The sequence below is a fragment of the Mycobacterium sp. NPDC003449 genome (genome assembly GCF_053588415.1).
In genome coordinates this window covers 24,234-47,614 of the sequence record NZ_JBSFPX010000006.1, presented here as the reverse complement: position 1 = coordinate 47,614, position 23,381 = coordinate 24,234, and the positions used below count along the sequence as shown (strand labels likewise).

Annotated in this window: 20 protein-coding genes and 2 riboswitches; of the genes, 8 read left to right on the top strand and 12 right to left on the bottom strand. The window is 69.2% G+C overall.

Translation table 11 applies throughout. From position 1 onward, the window contains the following. Positions 1 to 7: 7 nt before the first annotated feature. A riboswitch (cobalamin riboswitch) is annotated at positions 8 to 118 on the bottom strand. Positions 119 to 142: 24 nt separating this feature from the next. Continuing rightward, positions 143 to 682: a gamma carbonic anhydrase family protein gene (locus ACWDTP_RS03365; RefSeq protein ID WP_450016572.1), complete on the bottom strand. Its 540-nt coding sequence runs from the start codon at positions 680 to 682 to the stop codon at positions 143 to 145. An 89-nt stretch (positions 683 to 771) separates the two neighbouring features. On the opposite strand from ACWDTP_RS03365, the gene ACWDTP_RS03360 reads away from it, so the two are divergent. Genes ACWDTP_RS03360 through ACWDTP_RS03350 form a run of 3 tightly spaced genes read left to right on the top strand, consistent with a single transcriptional unit; the run spans position 772 to position 3,604 of the window. Continuing rightward, positions 772 to 1,536 (top strand): (Fe-S)-binding protein, encoded by a 765-nt coding sequence (locus ACWDTP_RS03360; RefSeq protein ID WP_450016570.1) that lies wholly within the window; start codon positions 772 to 774, stop codon positions 1,534 to 1,536. After that, on the top strand, positions 1,533 to 2,999 hold the full coding sequence (locus ACWDTP_RS03355; protein ID WP_450016568.1) for a LutB/LldF family L-lactate oxidation iron-sulfur protein: 1,467 nt from the start codon (positions 1,533 to 1,535) through the stop codon (positions 2,997 to 2,999). The genes ACWDTP_RS03360 and ACWDTP_RS03355 overlap by 4 nt, the downstream gene beginning before the upstream one ends. After that, positions 2,996 to 3,604, top strand: a complete 609-nt coding sequence (locus ACWDTP_RS03350; RefSeq protein ID WP_450016566.1) for a LutC/YkgG family protein — start codon at positions 2,996 to 2,998, stop codon at positions 3,602 to 3,604. The genes ACWDTP_RS03355 and ACWDTP_RS03350 overlap by 4 nt, the downstream gene beginning before the upstream one ends. Before the next feature lie 83 nt (positions 3,605 to 3,687). On the opposite strand, the gene ACWDTP_RS03345 is transcribed toward ACWDTP_RS03350, so the two are convergent. The 5 genes from ACWDTP_RS03345 to ACWDTP_RS03325 are packed head-to-tail and all read right to left on the bottom strand — an operon-like array spanning position 3,688 to position 10,663. Next, entirely contained in the window at positions 3,688 to 4,680 is a 993-nt protein-coding gene (locus ACWDTP_RS03345; RefSeq protein ID WP_450016564.1) for a LacI family DNA-binding transcriptional regulator, read from the bottom strand. Positions 4,681 to 4,697: 17 nt separating this feature from the next. Then, entirely contained in the window at positions 4,698 to 6,149 is a 1,452-nt protein-coding gene (locus ACWDTP_RS03340; RefSeq protein ID WP_450016562.1) for a rhamnulokinase, read from the bottom strand. Beyond that, the gene (locus tag ACWDTP_RS03335) at positions 6,146 to 8,182 is read right to left on the bottom strand and encodes a bifunctional aldolase/short-chain dehydrogenase (protein ID WP_450016560.1); all 2,037 of its coding nucleotides are present in this window, start codon (positions 8,180 to 8,182) and stop codon (positions 6,146 to 6,148) included. The genes ACWDTP_RS03340 and ACWDTP_RS03335 overlap by 4 nt, the downstream gene beginning before the upstream one ends. A gap of 1 nt (position 8,183) precedes the next feature. Then, on the bottom strand, positions 8,184 to 9,347 hold the full coding sequence (gene rhaI / locus ACWDTP_RS03330) for an L-rhamnose isomerase (RefSeq protein ID WP_450016558.1): 1,164 nt from the start codon (positions 9,345 to 9,347) through the stop codon (positions 8,184 to 8,186). Beyond that, entirely contained in the window at positions 9,344 to 10,663 is a 1,320-nt protein-coding gene (locus ACWDTP_RS03325; protein WP_450016556.1) for an MFS transporter, read from the bottom strand. Before ACWDTP_RS03325 ends, rhaI begins: the two co-directional genes overlap by 4 nt. A gap of 272 nt (positions 10,664 to 10,935) precedes the next feature. Here ACWDTP_RS03325 and ACWDTP_RS03320 point away from each other — a divergent pair, with 272 nt between their 5' ends. After that, complete coding sequence (locus ACWDTP_RS03320) at positions 10,936 to 11,385, top strand: STAS domain-containing protein (RefSeq protein ID WP_450016554.1); 450 nt, start codon at positions 10,936 to 10,938, stop codon at positions 11,383 to 11,385. A gap of 192 nt (positions 11,386 to 11,577) precedes the next feature. Here ACWDTP_RS03320 and ACWDTP_RS03315 read toward each other — a convergent pair whose 3' ends face one another. Together ACWDTP_RS03315 and ACWDTP_RS03310 are read right to left on the bottom strand one after the other, a co-directional pair. Beyond that, positions 11,578 to 12,846: a M24 family metallopeptidase gene (locus ACWDTP_RS03315; protein WP_450016552.1), complete on the bottom strand. Its 1,269-nt coding sequence runs from the start codon at positions 12,844 to 12,846 to the stop codon at positions 11,578 to 11,580. Then, positions 12,840 to 13,610: an SDR family NAD(P)-dependent oxidoreductase gene (locus ACWDTP_RS03310; protein ID WP_450016550.1), complete on the bottom strand. Its 771-nt coding sequence runs from the start codon at positions 13,608 to 13,610 to the stop codon at positions 12,840 to 12,842. The genes ACWDTP_RS03315 and ACWDTP_RS03310 overlap by 7 nt, the downstream gene beginning before the upstream one ends. A 100-nt stretch (positions 13,611 to 13,710) precedes the next feature. On the opposite strand from ACWDTP_RS03310, the gene ACWDTP_RS03305 reads away from it, so the two are divergent. Further along, positions 13,711 to 14,556, top strand: a complete 846-nt coding sequence (locus tag ACWDTP_RS03305; protein ID WP_450016548.1) for a helix-turn-helix transcriptional regulator — start codon at positions 13,711 to 13,713, stop codon at positions 14,554 to 14,556. Positions 14,557 to 14,564: 8 nt separating this feature from the next. Here ACWDTP_RS03305 and ACWDTP_RS03300 read toward each other — a convergent pair whose 3' ends face one another. Next, positions 14,565 to 15,779 (bottom strand): CaiB/BaiF CoA transferase family protein, encoded by a 1,215-nt coding sequence (locus tag ACWDTP_RS03300; RefSeq protein WP_450016656.1) that lies wholly within the window; start codon positions 15,777 to 15,779, stop codon positions 14,565 to 14,567. Positions 15,780 to 15,984: 205 nt separating this feature from the next. On the opposite strand from ACWDTP_RS03300, the gene ACWDTP_RS03295 reads away from it, so the two are divergent. Then, positions 15,985 to 16,365 (top strand): hypothetical protein, encoded by a 381-nt coding sequence (locus ACWDTP_RS03295; protein ID WP_450016546.1) that lies wholly within the window; start codon positions 15,985 to 15,987, stop codon positions 16,363 to 16,365. 15 nt (positions 16,366 to 16,380) lie between these two features. On the opposite strand, the gene ACWDTP_RS03290 is transcribed toward ACWDTP_RS03295, so the two are convergent. Together ACWDTP_RS03290 and gabT are read right to left on the bottom strand one after the other, a co-directional pair. Next, the gene (locus ACWDTP_RS03290; RefSeq protein WP_450016544.1) at positions 16,381 to 17,787 is read right to left on the bottom strand and encodes an NAD-dependent succinate-semialdehyde dehydrogenase; all 1,407 of its coding nucleotides are present in this window, start codon (positions 17,785 to 17,787) and stop codon (positions 16,381 to 16,383) included. Continuing rightward, a complete protein-coding gene (gabT, locus tag ACWDTP_RS03285) occupies positions 17,784 to 19,130 on the bottom strand; it encodes a 4-aminobutyrate--2-oxoglutarate transaminase (protein ID WP_450016542.1) in 1,347 nt (448 codons plus the stop codon). The genes ACWDTP_RS03290 and gabT overlap by 4 nt, the downstream gene beginning before the upstream one ends. 106 nt (positions 19,131 to 19,236) lie before the next feature. Between gabT and ACWDTP_RS03280 the strand changes: the two genes are divergently transcribed. Continuing rightward, the gene (locus ACWDTP_RS03280) at positions 19,237 to 20,709 is read left to right on the top strand and encodes a PucR family transcriptional regulator (protein ID WP_450016540.1); all 1,473 of its coding nucleotides are present in this window, start codon (positions 19,237 to 19,239) and stop codon (positions 20,707 to 20,709) included. Here ACWDTP_RS03280 and ACWDTP_RS03275 read toward each other — a convergent pair. Further along, positions 20,699 to 21,499 carry an acyl-CoA thioesterase gene (locus ACWDTP_RS03275; RefSeq protein ID WP_450016538.1) on the bottom strand — a complete coding sequence of 267 codons (801 nt, stop codon included), beginning with the start codon at positions 21,497 to 21,499 and terminating at the stop codon, positions 20,699 to 20,701. The two genes, ACWDTP_RS03280 and ACWDTP_RS03275, sit on opposite strands and share 11 nt — an antisense overlap. Positions 21,500 to 21,633: 134 nt before the next feature. Next, a riboswitch (cobalamin riboswitch) is annotated at positions 21,634 to 21,822 on the top strand. 18 nt (positions 21,823 to 21,840) lie between these two features. Here ACWDTP_RS03275 and ACWDTP_RS03270 point away from each other — a divergent pair. After that, positions 21,841 to 23,370, top strand: coding sequence for an ABC transporter substrate-binding protein (locus ACWDTP_RS03270; protein ID WP_450016536.1), 1,530 nt, complete (start codon positions 21,841 to 21,843; stop codon positions 23,368 to 23,370). The last annotated feature ends 11 nt before the right edge of the window (positions 23,371 to 23,381 follow it).

The window sequence follows — 23,381 nt, the reverse complement described above, 5'->3', positions numbered from 1 at the left end:
GCCCCTCATGGACAGGAATCCCGTGGCCAGTATCTGGCTGCGGGCCGGGCGGCCCTCACAGTGGCGGAACCGCCCCGGAATCGCACCGGGTTCCTTTGCCACGAGACGTAGCCGGTAAGTCTAGTGCAACGCCGTGCCGGCCCTACCCCGCGGATCCGACCTGGCCGGCCGCGCTGTGCACGCCGATCAGGTACTGATAGGCCGGGGCGTTCACACTGTTCAGCTTGATTTCGTCGGTGCTGAGTTCCCGGCGCACCTTGGCGGGCACGCCGGCCACCAACGACCTGGGCGGCACGGTCAGCCCCTGCGGAACCACCGCTCCAGGGGCGATCAGCGACCCGGCGCCGATCCGCGCGCCGTTGCCGATGATGGCACCCATCCCGATCAGGCAGCCGTCCTCGATGGTGCATCCGTGCACCACGGCATTGTGGCCGACGGTCACCTCCGCCCCGATCGTCACCGGAAATCCGGGATCGGCATGGACCGTGGCGCCGTCCTGGACGTTGGAACCCCGACCCACCTCGATGCCGTCGAACTCGGCACGCAGGGTGGCCGAGTACCAGACGCTGGCCTTGGCGGCGAGGGTCACGTTGCCGATCACCGCCGCATTGGGGGCGACCCAGCTCTCGGGGTCCAGGCGGGGCGTGTGGCCCTCCAGGGCCAGAATCAGCGGCTCAGACATTCGCTCATTGTGCCCAACCACCTGGTCGATCGTTCATGCCGCCGCACCCGACCCACGTAATGTGGACGGATCACAGCCTAGGAGTGTCCATGCGAATCGCCCTGTTCGCGACCTGCCTGGCGGATGCGCTCTTCCCACCCGCCGCGATCGCCACGGTGCAGCTGCTCGAGCGGCTGGGCCATGAAGTCTCCTTCCCGCCCGGCCAAACCTGCTGCGGCCAAATGCATATCAACACCGGTTATCTCGACGAGGCGGTCCCGGTGGTGCGCAACCACGTCGAGGCGTTCGAAGACTCCGGGTGCGATGCGGTGGTGGCGCCGTCCGGGTCGTGTGTCGGTTCGGTGCGCCACCAGCACGCCATGGTGGCCCGCAGGGCCGGTGACGAGGCGCTGGCCGTCCGGGCCGAGGCGGTCGCGGCCAGGACCTACGAACTGTCGGAATTGCTGGTCGATGTGCTCGGCATCGACGACGTCGGCGCCTACTACCCGCACCGCGTCACCTATCACCCCACCTGCCACTCGCTGCGGATGCTCGGTGTCGGCGACAAACCGTTGCGCCTGCTGCGCAATGTGCGGGGGCTGACCCTGGTGGAACTGCCCGCCGCCGAATCCTGCTGCGGGTTCGGTGGAACGTTCGCGCTCAAGAACGCCGACACGTCCACCGCGATGCTGGCCGACAAGATGACCAACATTCTCGACACCGGCGCCGAGGTGTGCAGTGCCGGGGACTCGTCATGTCTGATGCACATCGGCGGCGGGCTGGACCGGCTGCGCTCGGGCGTGCGCACGGTGCACCTGGCCGAGATCCTGGCCTGCCAGGGCCGGCGAAGCGACCCGCAGCGGACGACCGCATGAGCACCTTCCTCGGCACCCCCGGGCTGGGTAACCTGCGCGGCGAGCAATCCTTCCCGAGCGCGGCCCGCGGGGCCCTCGCCGATTCCCAGCTGCGCCGCAACATCGGGCACGCCACGCACACGATCCGGGCCAAACGCCTGGGTGCGGTCGCTGAATGCGCCGACTGGGAAGAGTTGCGGGCCGCGGGCAGCGCACTCAAACAGGACGTGATGGCCCGGCTGCCCGAGCTGCTGGCGCAACTGGAGGCCAACGTCACCGCGCGTGGTGGTGTGGTGCACTGGGCCCGCGACGCCGACGAGGCCAACCGCATCGTCACCGCACTGGTCCGGGCCACCGGCTCCGACGAGGTGGTCAAGGTCAAGTCGATGGCCACCCAGGAGATCGGCCTCAACGAGTACCTGGAGGCCGAGGGAATCGCGGCCTTCGAGACCGATCTGGCCGAGCTGATCGTACAGCTAGGCCATGACAAGCCCAGCCACATCCTGGTGCCTGCGATCCACCGCAACCGGGCCGAGATCCGGGAGATCTTCGAACGTGAGATGCCCGACGCGGGCGAGCTCACCGATGAACCGCGGGTGCTGGCGATGGCGGCGCGGGCGCACCTGCGCCGCAAATTCCTCACCGCCAGGGTCGCGGTGAGCGGGGCGAATTTCGGTGTGGCCGAGACGGGAACGCTCGCGGTGGTGGAGTCCGAGGGCAACGGCCGGATGTGCCTGACCCTGCCGCAGACCCTGATCACCGTGATGGGCATCGAGAAGGTGGTGCCGACGTTCGCCGACCTCGAGGTGTTCATGCAACTGCTGCCCAGGTCTTCGACCGCGGAGCGGATGAACCCCTACACCTCGATGTGGACCGGGGTGCACGCCGGCGACGGGCCCCGGGAATTCCACCTGGTGCTGCTGGACAACGGCCGCACCCGGGTGTTGGCCGACGAGGTGGGACGCGCTGCGCTGCACTGCATCCGGTGCAGCGCCTGCCTCAACGTGTGCCCGGTCTACGAACGCACCGGCGGGCATGCCTACGGGTCGGTGTACCCGGGCCCGATCGGGGCGATCCTGAGCCCGCAGCTGACCGGCACCGGCGGCCACCACGATCCCAACGCCAGCCTGCCCTACGCGTCCTCGCTGTGCGGCGCCTGTTTCGAGGCGTGCCCGGTGCGCATCGACATCCCGTCGATCCTGGTGCATCTGCGTGCGGCCCAGGTGGATTCGGAACGAGGCGGCCGTCCCGGCGGGCAGGACCTGGCGATGAAGGCCGCCGGCTGGGCGATGTCACGCGCTGGCCGGTTCTCGTTGGCCGAGAAGGCGCTGGGCGCCGGCCGGTTGATCGCCGGGAAGGACCACCGGATCTCGGCGCTGCCCTGGCCGGCCTCCAAATGGACCGCCAGCCGCGATATCCCCGAGCCGCCCGCCGAGACGTTCCGCCAGTGGTGGAACCGGACGCACGAAGGGAGCCTGCCGTGACCGACGCCAGGGCGGCGGTGCTGGGCCGGATCCGGGCCGCGCTGGCCGCCGCACCACCCGAACCCGTTGTGGTACCCCGCGACTACGAGCGCGCGCCGCTGACCGGCCACGGTGATGCGGACCGGTTCGCCGAGACCGTCGCCGAATACCGGGCCAGGGTGCACCGCATCGCACCCGGCGAGATCGCGGCGACCGTGCGCGGGCTGGTCGCGGCCGAGGCCACCGTGGTGATTCCGGCCGACCTGCCCGCCGAGTGGGTCACCGAGGTCACCACGGTCACCGACGATCCCGTCCTGAGCATCGACGACCTCGACGGCGCCGACGCGGTGCTCACCGGCTGCGCGGTGGGGATCGCCGCGACCGGGACCATCGTGCTCGACGCGGGCCCCGCGCAGGGCCGCCGCGCGCTGACCCTGGTCCCCGACCACCACATCTGCGTGGTGCGCACCGACCAGATCGTCGACACCGTGCCGCAGGGGTTCGCCGCACTCGACGCTACGCGGCCGCTGACCTTCATCTCCGGGCCCAGTGCCACCAGCGATATCGAGCTGGAGCGGGTCGAGGGCGTGCACGGCCCGCGCATGCTGGATGTGCTGATCGTCTAGTTTTTCGCTCAGCCCAGCTCTAAGCGGAAGACTGCGGTCACGTGGTGGCTGCAATCTTGCACGCAAGCGCTTCGCAGCCCGTATCAGGCCGTGGATGCCCGAACGAACAATTCCGGTTGGAACAGCACATGTTTGGGGTCCCGAGCACGGGATCCCCCGGCCGCTTCGACCAGCAGATCGACCGCGGTGGCCCCGATCGTCGCGGTGGGCTGCGCCACCGAGGTCAGTGGGATCACCGCCGACCGCGCGAAGTCGATATCGTCGTAGCCGACCAGTGCGATGTCCTCGGGGATCCGCACATCGCCCCTCAGGGTGAGCGCCTGCAGCAGGCCGATCGCCACCAGGTCGTTCGCGCAGAAGATCGCCTCAGGCCGGTTGCGCGGCGCCCGGTCGAGCAACGCCTCACCCACCGCGCTGCCGGCCGGCACACTCAGCGCCCGCGTGGTGATCGTCTCCAGTTGTGCGCCAGGAGTTTCCGCGACGGCCGCGGCGGCCCCCCGGCGTCGATCGCGGATCTGCCGCAGGGTGTCGGGTCCGCCCACGAAGGCGATCCGGCGCCGACCGGTCGCACACAGGTGGTCCACCGCCAATCGGGCACCGGCCACATCGTCGACGGCCACCGAGTCGAATGGCGTACCCCTGCCGTCGCGGTCGACCAGCACCACCGGGGTGCCCCGGTCCCGGAGCGCGGTGAGCCGTCGCAGATCCTCACCGACCGGGGAGACCAGCAGCCCGAACACCCGTTGTTCGTCGAAAACGTCGATATAGGCCCGTTCCCGGTCACCGTCGTCGTCGGAGGTACCCAGCAGCACCGTGAGATTGTGTTCGGCGGCACGACGTTCGGCGGCCCTGGCGACATCGGTGAAGAACGGGTTGCCGATGTCGAGCACCACCAGCCCGACACTGCGCGACCGGCCCGCCTTGAGCTGGCGGGCGGCGTCGTTGCGGACGAATCCCAGATCGCCGATGGCGGCCTGCACGCGGGCCACGGTTGTCGGCGCGACCTTGTCGGGTGCGTTGAGCACGTTGGACACCGTGCCCACCGACACCGACGCCGCGGCGGCGACGTCACGCATGCTCACCACGGTCACCATCACACCATCACCGAGGCCCGGTCCGGGCGAGGCACGTAGCGTCGCGGCGGAAACCACCGGGCGGTGTGCGCGCGCAGCTCCGGCAGCTCACCCTCGACCAGGCCCTCGGCCCGGGCGGTGAGCAGCACATTGCCCAGCGCTGTCGCCTCGACCGGGCCTGCCAGCAGCGGCATGCCGAGCCGATCCGCGATCAGCTGGCACAGCAGGTCATTGCGCGCGCCGCCGCCGACCAGATGCACGATGCGCACCGCCACACCCGACAGGTCAGCGGCCGTGCACACCGCGGCCGCGAAGGCGGCGGCCAGGCTCTCCAGGATGGCCCGCACCATGGCCGCCGGACGGTCCGGTACCGGCAGGTCCCGCTCGCGGTACCACTGCGCGATCCTGGTGGGCATGTCACCGGGCGCCAAAAACCGCGGATCGTTGGTGTCGAACAGCTGGGCCGGCGCAGATTCGCGGGCGGCCCGGGCCACCAATTCGGTGAGCTCGCACGGCTCGCCGGTGCGCTCATAGTGCCGGATCGTCTCGCTCAGCAGCCACAACCCCATCACGTTGTGCAGGAACCGGATCCGCCCGTCGGCGCCGACCTCGTTGGTGAAGTTGGCCAGCCGGCCCGCCTCGGTGGTGACCGGATGGGTCAGTTCGACACCGACCAGACCCCAGGTGCCGCAGGATATGTACGCCGACCGGTCGTCTTGCAGTGGAATCGCGGCGACCGCCGAGGCGGTGTCGTGCGACGCGGTCGAGACCACCCCGGTCTGCACGCCCAGGTGCGCGGCGACCTCCGGCAGCAGCGGGCCCCGACGGCTGCCGGCCTCCACCACGTCGGGGAACAGGGTGTGCCGCAGGTGCAGCCTGCTCATCAGCTCGTGGTCCCAGGCCCCGTCCAGGCCGAGCAGCGCGGTGGTGGACGCGTTGGTCCGCTCGGCCACTCGCTGACCGGTCAGCCAGTAGGTGATCAGGTCGGGGATCAGCAGCACGGTATCGGCCTGCTCGAGCAGTCCGTTGACCCGTTCGTCGGCGAGCTGATAGACCGTGTTGAACGGCAGATGCTGAATACCGTTGCGCCGGTACAGCTCTTCGGCGTCGATCACCTCGTGCACCAGCGCGACACCGCGCTCGGTCCGGCTGTCCCGGTAGTGCACGGGCAGCGACAGGAGCCGACCGTCGCGCAGCAGGCCGTAGTCGACCGCCCACGAGTCCACGCCGATCCCGGCCAGATTCTCGCATTCCCGCCCGGCCTGGGTCAGGCCCGCGACGATCTGGCCGTACAACCCGGGGATGTCGCTGTGCAACGCGGTCCGGCGGCCGTCCCACAGGGTGACCGGATCGTTGGGGAACCGGGCCACCGTACGCATGCTCAGTGCGTCGTCACCGATATCGGCGACGACCACCCGACCGCTGGTGGCGCCGAGATCGACCGCGACGACCTGGGCGCTCTTGCCGCTCATCGGAGAAAGGCCGCCGCAACCCCCGCATCCACCGGCACATGCAACCCCGTGGTGTGCGAGAAGTCCGAGGTGCACAACGCGAATGCGGCGTTGGCGATGTTCTCCGGCAGCACTTCGCGTTTGAGCAACGTGCGCTGGGCGTAGTACTTGCCGAGGTCCTCCTCGGGCACGCCGTACACCGCGGCCCGTTTGGCGCCCCAACCGCCGGCGAAGATGCCCGACCCCCGCACCACGCCGTCGGGGTTGATGCCGTTGACCTTGACGCCGTGTTCGCCGAGTTCGGCCGCGAGCAGCCGGACCTGGTGGGCCTGGTCGGCTTTGGTCGCCGAGTAGGCGATGTTGTTGGGCCCGGCGAACACCGAGTTCTTCGACGAGATGTAGAGGATGTCACCCCCCATCTTCTGGTCGATCAGCGCCTTGGCGGCCGCCTTCGACACCAGGAACGAACCGCGGGCCATCACGTTGTGCTGCAGATCCCAATCGGCCGCGGTGGTCTCCAGCAGCGACTTCGACAGGGACAGGCCGGCGTTGTTGACCACGATGTCGATGCCGCCGAAGGCCAGCACCGTGGCGTCGACGGCGCGCCGCACCGCGTCCTCGTCGGTGACATCGGCCGCGATCCCGATCGCGATATCGGCGGACCCAATCTCTTCGGCTGCCGCCGTTGCCTTTTCGGCGTCGAGATCGGCGATCACCACGCAGGCCCCTTCGGCGGCGAGCCGGGTGGCGATGGCCTTGCCGATACCCGACGCCGCCCCGGTCACCAGGGCGATGCGGGTGGCGAGCGGTTTGGGTTTGGGCATCCGGGCCAGCTTGGCCTCTTCCAGCGCCCAGTACTCGATCCGGAACTTCTCGGCCTCGTCGATGGGAGCGTAGCTGGAGATCGCCTCGGCGCCGCGCATCACGTTAATCGCGTTGAGGTAGAACTCGCCGGCCACCCTGGCGGTCTGCTTGTCCTTGCCGTAGCTGAACATGCCCACGCCGGGGATCAATACGATCGCCGGGTCGGCGCCCCGAATGGCCGGACTGTCGGCGCCGGCGTGCCGGTCGTAGTAGGCCCGATAGTCGGCACGGTAGGCCTCATGCAGTTCGGCCAGCCGCGCCTTGCACTCATCGACCGACGCATCGGCGGGCAGATCCAGCACGAGCGGTTTGACCTTGGTGCGCAGGAAGTGGTCCGGGCAGCTGGTGCCCAGCGCGGCCAACCGGGGATGGGAACTGGCCGAAAGAAATTCCAGAACCCGCGGATCGTCGGTGAAATGGCCGACCTGCGCCTTGTCGGTGGATGCCAGGCCGCGGATGAACGGCGCGAGCTCGGCGGCCCTGGTGCGGCGCTGCTCGTCGGGCAGCGCGCCGTAGCCGGTCAGCGGCGCACCGAACGGCTCGGGGCGGCCGTTGTCGGCGAGGTAGCGTTCCGCGGTCTCGATGATCTCCAGCGAATGCGCCTCGGCCTCAGCCGATGTCGTACCCCATGCGGTGATGCCGTGACCGCCCAGGATGGTGCCGATCGCCTGCGGGTTGCGGCGTTTGATGTCGGCGATGTCCAGCCCGAGCTGGAATCCCGGCCGCCGCCACGGTACCCACACCACCCGGTCACCGAAGATCTGCTTGGTCAGCGCTTCGCCGTCGGCCGCGGTGGCCAACGCGATGCCCGAGTCGGGATGCAGGTGGTCGACGTGGTCGGCATCGACCAGGCCGTGCATCGCGGTGTCGATCGACGGGGCGGCCCCGCCGCGGCCGTGCAGGCAGTAGTCGAACGCCGCGACCATCTCGTCCTCGCGGTCCACCCCGGGATACACCTCGACCAGGGCCCGCATCCGGTCCAGCCGGAGCACGGCAAGACCGTTCTCGGTCAGCGTGCCGAGGTCACCGCCGGACCCCTTGACCCACAACAGGTCCACCGGTTCACCGGTCACCGGGTCGATGTCGGTGCCCTTGGCCGAGGTGTTGCCGCCGGCGTAGTTGGTGTTCTTGGGATCCGCGCCGAGCCGGTTGGACCGGCCGATCAGCTCGCCGACGGTGTTGGCGGTCATATCAGGCCCCCCACGAGGATTGGGTTCCGCCGATGCGTTCGGCGTCGATGGTGTCCTGGTATCCCGATGCCACAAAGCCAGCCATCGGGTCCGCGGGCAGGCCACGGTCGGAGCGCCACGCGGCCAGCGCCGGGCGCACGTCGGTATAGAAGGCGTCCATGAAGATTCCGTTGGCGCCCAGCACATCCCCACTCTCCTGGGCCACGCTCAACGCTTCGGTGTCGACCAGCAGTGCCCGCGCGGTCATCTCCTGGACATTGAGCACCGAGCGGATCTGTCCCGGAATCTTGGCCTCCACGTTGTGACACTGGTCGAGCATCAACGCCACCGCCGAGTCCGGGTCCAGCCCGCCACCACGCACCACCTCGAACATGATGCGGAACAACTGGAACGGGTCGGCGGCACCCACGATCAGGTCGTCGTCGGCGTAGAAGCGGGAGTTGAAGTCGAACGACCCCAGCCGGCCCAGCCGCAGCAGCTGGGCGACGATGAACTCGATATTGGTGCCGGGTGCGTGGTGTCCGGTGTCCAGGCACACCACGGCCCGCTCGCCGAGCGCACTCACCTGGGCGTACGCGGTGCCCCAGTCCGGCACATCGGTCATGTACATGGCGGGCTCGAAGAATTTGTATTCGAGCACCATGCGCTGACCGGGCCCGATGTGCTGATAGATCGAGGCCAGCGATTCGGCCAGCCGGTCCTGGCGCCCGCGGATGTCGCCCTGCCCCGGATAGTTCGTGCCGTCGGCCAGCCAGATCTTCAGGTCCGTCGAGCCGGTCTGGTTCATGATCTCGATGCACGCCAGGTGATGGTCGATGGCCTTCTGCCGGACCGCCTTGTCGGTGTGGGTGAGGCTGCCGAACTTGTAGTCGTCGTCCTGGAACGTGTTCGAGTTGACGGTGCCCAACCGCACGCCCCGCTCGGTGGCGTAGCGGCCCAGCGCCGGATAGTCGTCGACGGTGTCCCACGGGATGTGCAGCGCGACGCTGGGCGCCAGTCCGGTGAACCGGTGCACGGTCGCGGCGTCGGCGATCTTCTCCTCGACGGTGCGCGGGGTGCCGGGGGTGCCGAACACCTTGAACCTGGTGCCGGAGTTCCCGAAGGCCCACGACGGCAGTTCGATGGCCAGGTTGTCCAACGTTGGGTGCAGCAGCGCTGTGCTCATGCCGGTGTCCTCTCAATCGGCTGCGCGTCCGGCGATACCGGTGCGCCGTATCGTTCGGCCTCGATGTCCTGCAGTGTCCTCCCGCGGGTCGACGGCGCCCCGATGGCGCCGATCAGCAGGGCGATGGTGAGCAGGGCGACCAGCAGGATGCCGACGGTGGTCAGGCCGGTGGCGGCGAGCAGGGTCGGGAAGAAGTAGCTCAGCAGACCGGTCGCGGTGCGGACCACGAAGAACATCGTGCCCTGGGCGCTGGCCCGGTACGGGGTGGCGAACAGTTCGCTGGCCCACAGGCTGTAGAAGGCCTGGGCACCGATGCCCGAGGAGATACCCCAGAGCACCGCGAAGGCCAGCATGGTCGGCACGCCGCTGTCGGTGAACGCCACCAGGACCACCCACCCGACGATGCCCAACGCCGCACCGATCACATAGAGCAGGCGCTGGCTCATCCGGTCGGCGTAGCGCATGAAACCGAAATAGGTGGCCAGCACCGTGGCCCCCCAGACCAGCACCTGCAGCAGGTTCTGGGCGACCGGGCTGTGCAGGCCCGCGGTGTCATAGACCCGGGGCATGAAGATGCCTGCCTGCCCGGCGACAGTGTTCCAGAACAGGTAGATCCCGCCGAGAAACAGCAGGGCGGTGATGTTGACCCGGCGGGAGAACAACCCGCGCAGCCCCCGGGTTCCCACCGACGCGGCCAGGCGGGTGGTTTCGTGACGTCCCTCGTCGGTCCAGATCCGGGACTCGGCCAGGCCCTGCCGGACCCACCAGACCACCGCGGCGACCAGGAACAGGTGCACGAAGATGATCCGGGAGCCGACCAGACCCAGCGGTGCCAGCGCCGCCGCGAGCGCGAACCCGATCAGCGGCCCGGTCGACCAGGCCAGCTGCGCGGTGCCGACATGTTTGGCCCGGTCGGTCGACGGCGCCTGCTCGGCGATGTAAGTCCAGGACGCGGGCACTCCCGCGCCGACCGCGATGCCGGTGATGACGAAAGCCGCCAACAACATGGCGTAGTTCACCGCGCACGCGGCCAGCAGCACGCCCACCATGTACACCAGCAGGTCGTAGGTGTAGATCGCCTTGCGGCCGAACCGGTCGCACAGCGGCCCGCCGAGAATGGCCCCGATCGCCGCACCGAAAGCGTTGGCGCTCAACGCCGCCAACAGGCCGACCGCGAAGTTGCTGATACCGAACTCGGCTTGCCAGAACCCGAGGCTGGTGGCAATCGCGATGATCGACCCGGCTTCGATGTAATTGGACATGGCCACCGCGATGGTGGCCCGCCAGCCGGTGGTGGAGCGGGCTCCGATTCTCATGGGCTGCCTCTCGCGGGCGGGCGGATCGAGTCGCATCGCAACTTGAAACGTTTCAATAGGTGACGCGCGTCACGGTAGGTCATCCGGCCCGGCCCAGTCAAGGGCTCCGCGCCCATCCGTCGGGTCCGGGCTACCGGCCAGTACGAATGGGGGTTCTTAGCAAAGTATTAACGCCAGCTCCCTGGTGCCTTAGATTGCCCGCTTAGCGTGAGTGCCAGGTTGACGCGAAGGAGCTCGACCGGCAGCTCTGAGAAACCGACGGGAGGCTGATCATGACTATCACGAACAACACCCCGGCTTCGGATCACCAGTTTAGGTACGGGAATCCCGCCGCGGTCTGCGACGGCGCCTCGATGCGGGCACACTGCCGCCAGCTCGCGACCGTGGTGACGGTCAAGGGCGACGTCGATGGCCGCAACATCGACCACATCACCGCCTACGTGAACCGCTTCATCCTTCCCGAGAAGCCGCTGGTACTGGACATGAGCGCGGTCAACAGCTTTGCCCCCCAGGGGATATCGCTGTTCTACGACATCGACGACCGTTGCGGTGAGCTCGGCGTCGACTGGGCCGTGATCGCCGACCACGACGTGATCGAGGACCTGCGACTGCTGGACGCGGGTGTCCCGCTGAGCGCATCGGTTCCCGAAGCGCTGCACCACTTCGCCGAAGGCAATCTGGCCCGCCGACGGTTGCTGCCCCTGCTGACCAAGAGCGCCTGAGAAGAAAGTAGATCCCCATGTTGATTGACATCCGGTGGCTGACCAGCCTGTTGAGCCGGCGCAAGCGCGCCCTCCACACGCATCTGGTCGCGTACTGAGACCAGTACCACGACTCCGAATGCGGACGTTGCCGGGTGAACCGGCAACGTCCGCATTGTTTTATCCGAGTCCGTCACGGCGGAGAGGCGACGGTCACCCGCCCGCCGAGAGGATCTGCGCCGTGTACGGACTGAGCTCGGACGGACCGTCGTCGCCGACGATCACCGTGCCACCGAGGTAGGCCAGGTGCCGGTCGAAGGCGTAGTTGGGTTCGAGCGCGAACGTCATCCCCGGCTTGAGTTCGATGTCGCCGCCGAGGGTGGGATGGTCGGCCTCGACGGGGTAGGCCTGCACGCCGGCGATCCGCCTGCGTCCGTCCGCCGGAAAGCCGCTCGCCGCGATCAGCGGGTTGAGCGCGTGTATCGCCGGGCCGAACTCCCAGCCGTCGGCGGCGTTCAACGGCTCCCGGATGGCCTCGACGGCGTCGCCGAACGTGTTGCCGGGCCGCAGCGCTCGCAGCCCCGCATCGTAGGCCGCCCGCGCGACGCCGGCGGCCCGCCACAGCTCCTCGTGCGGTTCGCCGATGGTGATGGTGGCCTGGTTCTGGGTGTGGCGTCCGCCGAAGTTGCAGAACACCTCGGCGTAGATGGTGTCGCCTTCCCGCAGGATGCGCGGGGCCTGCGGTCGATAGCCCCACGGGGGCAGGCCACGCGCCAGCGGGTCGGGACCGGACCAGAAGTGCATGGCGGCCGGCAGTGTGCCACGCGCGTATCCGGCAGCCATGCCCGCCGCGTATACCTCACTCTCCGGCACACCGGCGGCCGCGGTATCCACCATGGCCCGCACCATGGCGTCGCCGATGCCGGCCGAATGCCGAACGGCGTCGATCTCTTCTGACCCCAGCGCCATGATCAGCCGGGTGAACGCCGTGGCGACCGGGCGGAACTCCGCACGGGGGAGCCGGCGCAGCAGGTTGTCCCAGAGCCGGTAGGGCACGATGCCCTCGGGATGCCACGGCGGATACACGTCGAGACCCACCACCCCGACCGTCGCCTCCGCAAGGCCCAGCTCATCGAGAGTGTCGGCGAGTACCCGCGAGTCCCGGTGGGCCCGCATGTTTTCGGCCGGAATCCAGGTGATGTCGCCGCTGCGGGCGGATTCGAGGTGGTCGGTCGCGAACATCTCCATCGGGAACAGCGACACCGGCTCGCCGGCGCGGGGAAAGACCACCGTGGTGCCGGCCCTGCTGTTGGTGAACCAGGTGTCGAACGCGAACGGTGCCGGGCCGGCATCCTCATGCTCGCCGAATACGAGCAGCGCGTCGAGCCCGTCCCGGGCCATGAACTCGCGAGCCATGTTCCACCGGCGGGTGCGTTCGGCCATCGAGAAAGTCGGTACCGCCCCGCCCGCCGCGGTCACCATGGCAGCGCACCGTCGCGGTCGCGGTACTGCCCGGTGGGCCCGGGCGAGGTGGTGGCGAACTCGACGATGGCGTCGGTTCCCTCGGTGACCGTCTGGGTGCCGTGGTGGCCGTTGAGGTCGGTGGCGGTGAAGCCGGGGTCGGCCAAGTTGAAGCGGACGCCGGGGACCCCGTTGGCGTACTGGACGGTGATCATGTTCAGGGCCGCCTTGGACGACGGGTACATCAGATGCGGGAACGCGGACTCCTTGCGCTGCGGATCCGTCGCGATCGTCAGGGACCCGGCGCCGCTGGAGACCATCACCACCCGCGGGTCGTGTCCGGCGTGCAGTAGCGGCAGGAACGCATGGGTGACCCGGACCGGGCCGAGGACGTTGACCTCGAAAACGGCGGCGACCTGCTGCGGCAGGGTCTCCTCGACGGAGACGAACTGCGGGGTCAGCGCTTCACCGGAGCCGATCCGCTCGCCGGTGATCCCGGCGTTGTTGATCAGGACGTCGAGCCGGTCGGTGCTCGCGCGGACGATCTCGACCGCGGCGCCGACCGAATCGTCGGAGGTGACGTCCAGCGGGACGAACGTCACGTCCGCGCCGGCCGTCGCGAGCCGCTCGGCCGCCTCACGGCCGAGGACCTCGTCGCGGGCACCGAGGAAGACGCGCCAGCCGAGTTCGCCGAGACGGCGCGCCGTCTCGTAGCCCAGGCCCTTGTTACCCCCGGTGATCAGGACGCTGGTGGTGGTGTTCGATGTGGTTGGTGTTTCGCTCATGCCTCCACGGTGGCCCGGTATCGGTTGGCCATCCAGGCACGTCTGAGACTGGGAGTGATGGTCCCAGGGTATTCGGCGGCGACGGGGGCAGACTGGACATATGGACCGTTCCGAGCTCGCCCACGTCCTCAGAGTGGCCCGGGCCCGCATCGCGCCCGAGGAGGTCGGCCTGCCGGCCGGTCCACGGCGGCGGGTTGCCGGGCTGCGCCGTGAGGAGGTGGCTCAGCTCGCCGGGCTGAGCGTCGACTATGTGACCCGCCTCGAGCAGGGGCGTGGTCCGCGGCCGTCGAACCAGGTACTGATGGCGTTGACGCGGGCGCTGCGGCTCGACCGCGACGAGCGTGACCTGGTCTTCCGCCTCGCCGGCAGCGCACCGCCGCTCGCCGGGCACGTCGAGATGTCGATCCGTCCGAGCATGCTGCGGCTACTTCAACGGCTGACCGACCTGCCCGCACTGGTGGTCTCGGCCAAGGGCGATGTGTTGGCCCAGAACCCGATGGCCTGTGCGCTTCTCGGCGATCTGAGTCGCTGGCCCGCCGAGCACCGCAACATCATCTGGCAGCGGTTTCTCGGCGACGGCGATCTTCCGGTGGCGCTCGAGGCCGACGAGGACGAGGTATCGGCACAGCAGTCGGTCGCGCTGTTGCGCACCGCGCTCTCCCGCCATCCGGACGACCCGGACCTGCGTGCGCTGATCGCCGAACTGATGGCGGGCAGCGAACGGTTCAGGACCGTATGGGAACACGGGCCCGCCACGGTGCGGCGGTCGATGGGCAAGACGGTGCGGCACCCCGACCTCGGAACGCTCGTCCTGGACTGCGACGTCCTGTTGTTGCCGGACACCGACCAGTCGATGGTCGTCTACTCCGCCGCGGCAGGCACCCGCGCGGCCTCGGCACTGGATATGTTGCGCGTCACCGGCATTGAACGCATGCGGGTGCACTGACCGGGCACTCAGGCGATGGCGCCCGAATCCTTGAGTTCGGCGATCCGGTCCCAGTCCAGACCGACGTCCATCAACACCAGTTCGGTGTGCTCGGAGGCCTGCGGGGCCCGGGTGGTCTCGAGCGGTTCATGGTTGAACTGCACCGGCCCACGCACCACCCGGAACGGTTTGGCGCCGTCGGCGGCTTCGACCTCGACGACCATGTCGTTGGCGATGGCCTGATCGTCGGAGCCGAGGTCGACCAGGCTCTGGAACGGCGCCCACTGCCCCTTCATGGTCTTGAGGTGCTGACGCCAATACTCGAACGGCTTGCCGCGGATCGCCTTGGCGATCAGCTCGGCGGCCGCTTCCGCGTTTTCGATCAGGGGCAGGACATCGGCGAACCGCGGGTCGTCGGCGAGCTCGGCGAGTCCCAGGTGTTCGAACGCGTCGCGGATGTAGCCGGTGGGGCTCACGATGCACAGGTTGATGGTGCCGCCGTCGGAGGTCAGATAGTTACCCAGGAACGGGTTGACCGACGGGCCGATGGAATCCGGCATCAGCGAACGCATCGTCTCACCGGTCTCCATGCCCTGGGTGACGCTGGCGCCCGCCGCCCACCATGCGGTGGACAGCAGGGAGACGTCGATCTCCAGCGCTTCGCCGGTGCGGTCCCGGTGGAACAGTGCGGCCGAGATGCCGCCGGCGATGTTCATGCCGCCGATCGAATCCCCGAACGCCGGAATCCCCTGCGACAGAGCTCCGCCCAGTTCTTCGGGGGTCAGCGCATGTCCTACGCCGCTGCGCGTCCAGAATGCGGTGCCGTCGAACCCCCCGACCAGCCGCTCCGGGCCCTTGTCGCCGTAGGCGCTGCCGCGGGCATAGATGATGTCCGGGTTGGCCGCCCGGATGTGCTCGACGTCGAACTTGTGCTTCTGGCGCGCCTGCGGCAGATAGTTGGTGAGGAAGACGTCGGCCGTTTTGGCGATCTCGTAGAGCACCTCCTGCCCGTCCGGCTTCGACACGTCGATGCCGACGCTGCGCTTGCCGCGGTTGGGATGTTCGATGAGTGGGTGCCGGTTCGGGTCGAGCTCGAAACCACCCATGTTGATGAAGCCGCGCTGGGTGTCGCCGCGAACGGGATGCTCGACCTTGATGACGTCGGCGCCCCAGTCGGCGAGGATCGCCCCCGCCGCGGGCACGAACGTGAACTGCGCGACCTCCAGCACCCGGACACCCTGCATGACCTTGATCAACGCGGCCCCTAACCGTTGTACTTACGGTAAGTGTAGCGGGATGGTTCGGACAACCGCTCACGGCGCCGGCCGCTACCGGTGGATCGCGCAGCAGGGCGGCGACGTGAAGGGCGACGTGCACCGGGTGATCCGGTGATCGGAGAGCACGATTTACGGCGCGGTGTCATCCGGACCGGACTAGACTCAATGCTTCATGACGGTCCCGTCAAACGCACGCAGCGGCGGATGGGAACATTGGCCGTTCTGGATGGACACCCGCGGTCACCGGATCAGCCGCCGACAGGCGCGCCGGATGAGCCGCCGATTCGCCGAAGTCGGCGTGGGCATCGCCGCGGCCCGTCTGCGCGAGATGGCCGCGGGGGCACCGGCCGCCGATGCCGAGTTGACCGATGTCGAATTCGCCCTTCTCGCCAATGAGCTCAGGCAGGACCGGCGATTCACCGCCTTCGCGCGTGGCAGGCGTTGTGTCACCAGGTGGCTGGTGGCCGCCGTCATGTGTCTGGTCATGCTGGGCTCGCTGTTGTTCGCGACCTGGCTGATGCTCAGCCTGATGGTGCACACCGCGCCGTTCTGAGCCCGGCTTCGCGCCTCAGTCGAGCGCGACGCTGAAGTACTGGGTCTCCTGGAACTCGTGCAGCCCTTCGCGGGCGCCCTCCCGGCCCAGCCCGCTCTGCTTCATGCCGCCGAACGGCGCGGACGGATCCGATACGACGCCCCGGTTGATGCCGACCATGCCGGCGTCGATGGACTCCGCCAGCCGCAGCGCATCCTGCAGGCGTCCGGCGAAAACATAAGCGGCCAGGCCGTATTCGGTATCATTGACCCATCGCAGCAGATCCTGTTCGTGTTCCCAGACCACGACCGGCGCGACCGGGCCGAACATCTCGTCGGCCAGGATCGCCGCATCCGGGGCCACCCCGGTGAGCAGGGTCGGCGCCACGAACCAGCCGTCGGTGGGAGCATCCGCCCGTGCCGCGACGACGGCCCCGGCACCGACGGCCGCGCCGATCGCCGTCGTCACCCGCTGCGCGGCGCGCGCGCTGACCAACGGCCCGACCTGTGCGGCCGGATCGGAGGCCGGGCCGACCCGCAGGGCCGCGATCTCGGCCCCGAAGGCGGTGACGAACTCATCGGCCACGGCGGCGTGTACGTAGAACCGGTTGGCCGCGGTGCAGGCCTGCCCACCGCCGCGGAACTTGGCCACCATCGCGCCCCGCACGGCGGCGGCGATATCGGCGTCGGCGGTCACCACGAACGGCGCGTTGCCGCCGAGCTCCATGCTGGCGTTGACGATCCGGTCGGCGGCCTGTTTGAGCAGTACCCGCCCGACCCCGGTGGAGCCGGTGAACGACACCTTGCGTACCCGGTCATCGGCCAGCCAGGCCGACACCACCGCGGCGGCGGCGGTGGTCGGCACCACGTTCACCACGCCGTCCGGCACCCCGGCCTCGGCCAGGATCTCGGCCACCGCCAGCGCGGTCAGCGGGGTCTCGGCGGCCGGTTTGAGCACCACGGTGCAGCCGGCGGCGAGCGCAGGGGCGATCTTGCGGGTCGCCATGGCCGCCGGGAAATTCCACGGCGTCACCAGGGCTGCCACCCCGACGGGCTTGTGGGTCACCAGGGTCCGGGTGTCTCCGGCCGGGCTAAGGCCGTAGCCGCCGTCGGTGCGCACCGCCTCCTCGGCGAACCAGCGGAAGAACTCGGCGGCATAGCCCACCTCGGCCCTGGCGTCGGCCTGCGACTTGCCGTTCTCGGCACAGATCAGCCCGGTCAGCCGGTCGGTGTCGGCGAGCATCAGATCGTAGGCCCGGCGCAGGATTTCGCTGCGCCGCCGGGGAGCCATGGCGGCCCACGCCCCGAATGCGCGGTACGCGGCGTCGACGGCCGAGCCGGCATCGGCCACGGTTGCGTCGGGCACCTCGGCGATCACCCGGCCAGTGGCCGGATCGTGCACCTCGAAGGTGGTCGCGGCGGATGTCTCGGCGGCGAGCGTCATGCGTTGGCCCCGAACACGTCGGCCAGGATGTCGAGCCCCTCGGCGAGCAGGTGGTCCGGCATCGACAGCGGGGGCAGGAAGCGCAGCACATTGCCGTAGGTGCCGCAGGTCAGCACCACCAGACCCTGTGCGTGTGCGGCCGCCGCGATCCGCTTGGTCAGCTCGGCGTCGGGGTCGGTGCTCCCCGGCTTGACCAGCTCGACGGCCACCATGGCACCGCGGCCGCGGACGTCGCCGATGCGCGGATCCGCCGCCGCCAGCGCGGTGAGCCGCCCGAGCATGGTGTCGCCGATCCGCCGCGCCCGGTCCACCAGCCCGTCGCGTTCGATGGTCTCGATGACCGCGAGCGCGGCCGCGCAGGCGACCGGATTGCCGCCGTAGGTGCCGCCGAGCCCTCCGGCGTGCGGTGCATCCATGATCTCGGCCCGGCCGGTGACCGCCGAAAGCGGCAGCCCGCCCGCGATCCCCTTGGCGGTCACGATCAGATCGGGCACCAGATCCTCGTGTTCGCACGCGAACATCGTTCCGGTGCGGGCGAATCCGGTCTGCACCTCGTCGGCGACGAAGACCGCGCCCGAGCGGGTACACCACTCCTGCATGGCCCGCAGGAATCCGGGGGCGGGCACGATGAAACCGCCCTCGCCGTGGATCGGTTCGATCACCACGGCCGCGACGTTGTCGGCGCCGACCTGTTTGTCGATCAGGTCGATGGCCCGTGCGGCCGCCGCGGCACCGTCGATCTCGCCGTCGCGCAACGGAAATGAGGTCGGTACCCGGTACACCTCGCCGGCGAACGGCCCGAATCCGTGTTTGTACGGCTGGTTCTTGGCGGTCATCGCCATGGTCAGATTGGTCCGGCCGTGATAGGCGTGGTCGAACACCACCACGGCCTGGCGGCGGGTGTGCGCCCTGGCGATCTTGACCGCGTTCTCCACGGCCTCCGCGCCGGAATTGAACAGGACCGTGCGCTTGTCGTGCCCGCCCGGGGTGAGCCGGTTGAGTTCCTCGGCCACCCGCAGGTAGCCCTCGTAGGGCGTCACCATGAAGCAGGTGTGGGTGAACGCCGCGACCTGCCGCGTGACGGCGGCTACGACGGCCGGAGCGCTGTTGCCGACGGTGGTGACCGCGATGCCCGACCCGAAGTCGATCAGCTGGTTGCCGTCGGCGTCGACCAGCACGCCCCCACCCGCGGCCACGATGTAGGCCGGCAGCGTCGTGCCCACGCCGCGGGCCACGGTGTGTTCCTTTCGGGCCTGCATCCGCTGGGAGACGGGTCCGGGGATCGCGGTGACAAGCCGCCGCTCCTGGGCGATCGCCGGGCCGGCCAGTTCGGTCGTGGTCACATGTCCTCCTACTGCTGTGCTGGCGCTCACGGTAGGCGGCGGGGCGGTCCCGCCCCAGGTCATAAATGCACAGTTCATCTGCACATCGATGTGCGAAAATGCCACCATGGTCACGGTCGAGAGCATCCTCGGGGTGCCGGCGCTCGGGCTGCGCGCCGTCCAACTGGCGCGGGCCGGCACCGACATCCGTTGGGTCGCTACCAGCGAACTCACCGATCCCACACCGTTTTTGGAGGGTGGCGAGATCCTGCTCACGACGGGTATCGAGACCCGGCACTGGACCACGCAGTGGGACGGCTACGTGCGGAGGCTGGCTGAGGCCGGGATCGCGGCGGTCGGCCTCGGGATCGGGCTGACTCACGCCAGGACGCCGCAGGCGCTGGCCGATGCGTGCCGAGAACACCAAGTGAACCTGTTCGAGGTACCGGCCCCGACGACGTTCGTCGCGATCAGCAGGCAGGTGGCACGGGAGCTGGAGCGCCAGGAGTCCACCGCGGCCCGCGACGCGCTCAAGACCCAGCGTCGGCTGATCTCGGCGGCCGCCAAACCCGACCCCAGGGCGGCGGTCGTCTCCGCGCTGGCCCATGCGCTCGACGGTGCGGTGTGTCTGATGGGCCCGGACGGACGTGCCCTCGTCGGCCCGGCCGGTCCACGGCGCACCGAATTTGTCCTCGGCGAGGTCGCCGCGGACGTGCGGCGGCTGCGGGCCCACGGTCTGCGCTCGGCCGCGGCCCGGTCCCGGCCGGCCATGACGGTCTCGGTGCAGCCCATCGGGTTACGCGGCAAGCCGTCGACCTATCTGGCGGCGATGGGCCCGACGCACCCGTCGGACGGGCAGCGCCACGCCGTCACCACCGCTGTCGCCGTGCTCGGCCTCGTCGACGAGCAACTCCGAGGTCGCGCCGACACCCGGCAGCGCCTGCGCGACCGGGCCATCCAGATGCTGGTCGAAAACGACGCAGCGACCGCACAATTGGTGCTGGACGTGGATCCGCCGGCACCGCAGCTGACCGAGCGGATCCAGTTCCTGCGCGCCACGGGCGGCGAGTCCGAGATCAACGAGGCGCTATCGACGCTGGAGTACCGGGGAGTTCTGGCCGGCGGCTACACCGGCGAACTGTGCGCGGCCCTCGGACCCGGGCACGCCAAGACGACCACCGCCGCGCTGACCGATGCGGGCCTGCGCGTCGGGATCGGCGACACCGTCGCGCTGCGAGACGCCGCATCCGGATACCGCACCGCGGGCCTGGCCCTCGCGCAGGCCACCCCGACGGCACCGCTGGTGGTCTGGGGCCGGGTCGTCGGCAACGGCCCGCTGGGCCTCATCGATCCCGAGCGGGCCGCCGCATTCGCCGAATCATGGCTGCGGGCACTGGATTCCGAACAGATCGAGACCCTGCACAGCTTTCTGCGCCATCACGGGTCCCGGCTCAAGGTCGCCGAGGAGCTCGGGCTGCACCGTAATACGGTGCGCAACCGGCTCGACGCCATCGAAGCCGCGCTGCCGGGGCGACTCGACGATCCGCAGACCAGGGTGAGTGCCTGGATCGCCCTGCAGTCCCGGCGGCTCAATCCTTGAAATAGACGAACTGATGGGTGGTGGCCAGCAGGGTGCCATCGCGGCCGAACAGCTGTGCCTCCTGATCGAAATAACCGCGGGAGAACCGGTGGGCGCGCGCCGTCCCCAGCACGAAATCATCACCCTGCGCGGCGAGTTCGTCACTACCGGCGTGGTAGTAGATGGTGATGGTGACCGTGCCCGCGGGCACGAACCGGCCGTGCCGCAGGAAGACCCGCGGATAGAAGATATCGCTCACGGCGGTCAGCGAGGCGAAGTCCATCGGCCGCGGCGGATCGTTGCGGACCCACAGGGTGGTGGTCGACGATTCCGATCCGCCGTCCTGTGGCTCCGGCATGGCACCGTCGACGTAGCGGGTGTCGTAGTTGGCGAACCACACCACGTCGAACGAGGGTCGGCTTCGGTCGACACCCTCGGGCGCGGGTGCGGCAGGGGCCGCGACCTCGCTGTGGCCCCAGGTCTCCCGGCGCGGCCCGAACACCGCGGTGGCCGTGGTCCTGGCCTCGCCACCCTGGCTGAGCTCGAGGATCCAGTGCTGGTTGGAGCGGTTGGTCTTGACCACCCTGGTGTCGATATCGAATTCACCGTCGGCGATCGGGGCGAGATAGTTCGCCGTGAGGGCGATCGGCTGCCCGTGGCACTGCGGATGCGACTCGACGGCGCGGATCAGGGTGGCCGCCGTGATACCGCCGAACGGGCCGACCATATTGGCCCATTCCGGCATGGTGCGGCCACGGAACCGCCCGTCACCCGCCGGTTCGAGCTCGATGGCCTGGTCGAAGAAGTTCACCCGGCCAGGGTATACCGACCCCAACCCAGGCGGGTCGACCGGGCGCCACCTGGGTGAAGCCCTCCGGATGCTAGCTTTAATGATAATCATTTTCATTAAAGCTCGGGGAGGACGGCCCACGCCACCGATGTCGGTAAGCTCGCAGTCGCCGTGGTGAACGGGAAGCCGGTCTGACGCCGGCGCGGCCCTCGCCACTGTAGCCGTCGAGTACGGCGCCCTCGCGCAGCGGCGACCCCGCTGCGGGCCACTGGGAAACCGGGAAGGCTCGGGTGCCCGTGCGTTGACACGGAAGCCAGGAGACCGGCCACGGCGCGCTATGTCCACGAGGGTTTGGAGTAAGCATGACGCACGTCGTGAACCGGCGGCGGTTCCTGGGCGCTACCGCGTTCGGGGCCCTCGCCATGGCCGCGTGTACACCCCGCGGCCGGCCCGATCGGTCCACGTTCACCGCCCTCTACGAGGGCGCGGGTTCGTCGGAGGTCATCGACCCCGGTGTCGGGACGATGTTCGTCGACGAGGCGCGGGTCAAACACATCTACGACGGACTGTTCGAAGTCGATTCGACCATGACACCCGTCCCGCGGCTGGCCACCGCCGCCGAACCCAACGGCCAGGGAGACCGGTGGCGGATCACGCTACGCGACGCCCGCTGGCACGACGGAAGCCCGTTGACCGCCGACGATGTGCTGTTCACCCTGGCGCGGATCCTCGGCCGCCAGGACGGCGCCTCGCCCTATGTCGCCGCATCGACACTGGCCCAGATCGATGTCGGTGCCTGCCGGGCCGTCGACCCCCGCACCGTCGAGATCGCGCTGTCGGCGCCCTCCTTCGACCTCCCCACCCTGCTGGCCTCCTACGGAACCCGGATCGTCAAGAACGGCACCAGGGATTTCGCCCGGCCGGTCGGCACCGGCGCCTTCCGGTTCGACACCTTCACCCCGGGGCGCGAGTTCACCGGGACACGGTTCGACGACTACTGGGGCGAGAGACCCGGCGTCGAGCGGCTGCGCATCCTCAGCGCCGGGACCGAGGCCCGGCTCTCGGCGCTGCGCGGCGGGCAGGCCGACTTCGCCGACAATCTCTCGCCGGGCGCGGTCCGAACTCTCGAGGGCGCCGACGACATCACGGTGCACGCGACCCCGAACTCGGGAATTCTCTATTTCGCCATGAAGACCGACCGGGCCCCGTTCGACCATCCCGACGTGCGCCGCGCGATGATGCACCTGGTCGACCGGGAACAGCTCGTGACCGTGGCGCTGGAGGGGGTCGGCGAGGCCTCCGACGACATCTTCGGCCGTGGATACCGTTACTACGCCGACGATCTGGAGCCCAACCGGCACGACCCGGACCTGGCCACCGACCTGCTGCGGCGGGCCGGCGCATCCGGCCTGACCTTCGAACTGTTCGTCGCCCCGGTATCGCACGGCTTCATCGAGGCCGCCCAGCTGCTGCGGGATCAGGCCGCGCGGTGCGGCGTGACCGTCCGGGTGGTGACCGGCTCCAAGGACACCTACTACACCGAGGCGCTCACCCGCGGCGATATGACGATGGGACAGTCCGGGCCGCTGCCGATCCCCTACCACTTCGGTTCCCGGCTGCTCAGTGATGCGCCCAAGAGCTTCACCCGGTGGGCCGACCCCGAGTTCGACGATCTGTATCACCGGGCCCAGCGCACCCGATCCGACCAGGACCGCACCCGGATCTATCACCGCATGCACGAGATCCTGCACGACCGTGGCGGTTTCATCTTCTGGGCGACGACACCGTGGCATACCGCGCACCGCTCGGTGTGGCAACGGACCCCGGAGGGGGTGCCGAACTCCCTGGACTGGGCCCGATTCGACAATGTTCTCGACGAGACGACGAAATGAGGAATGGCGAT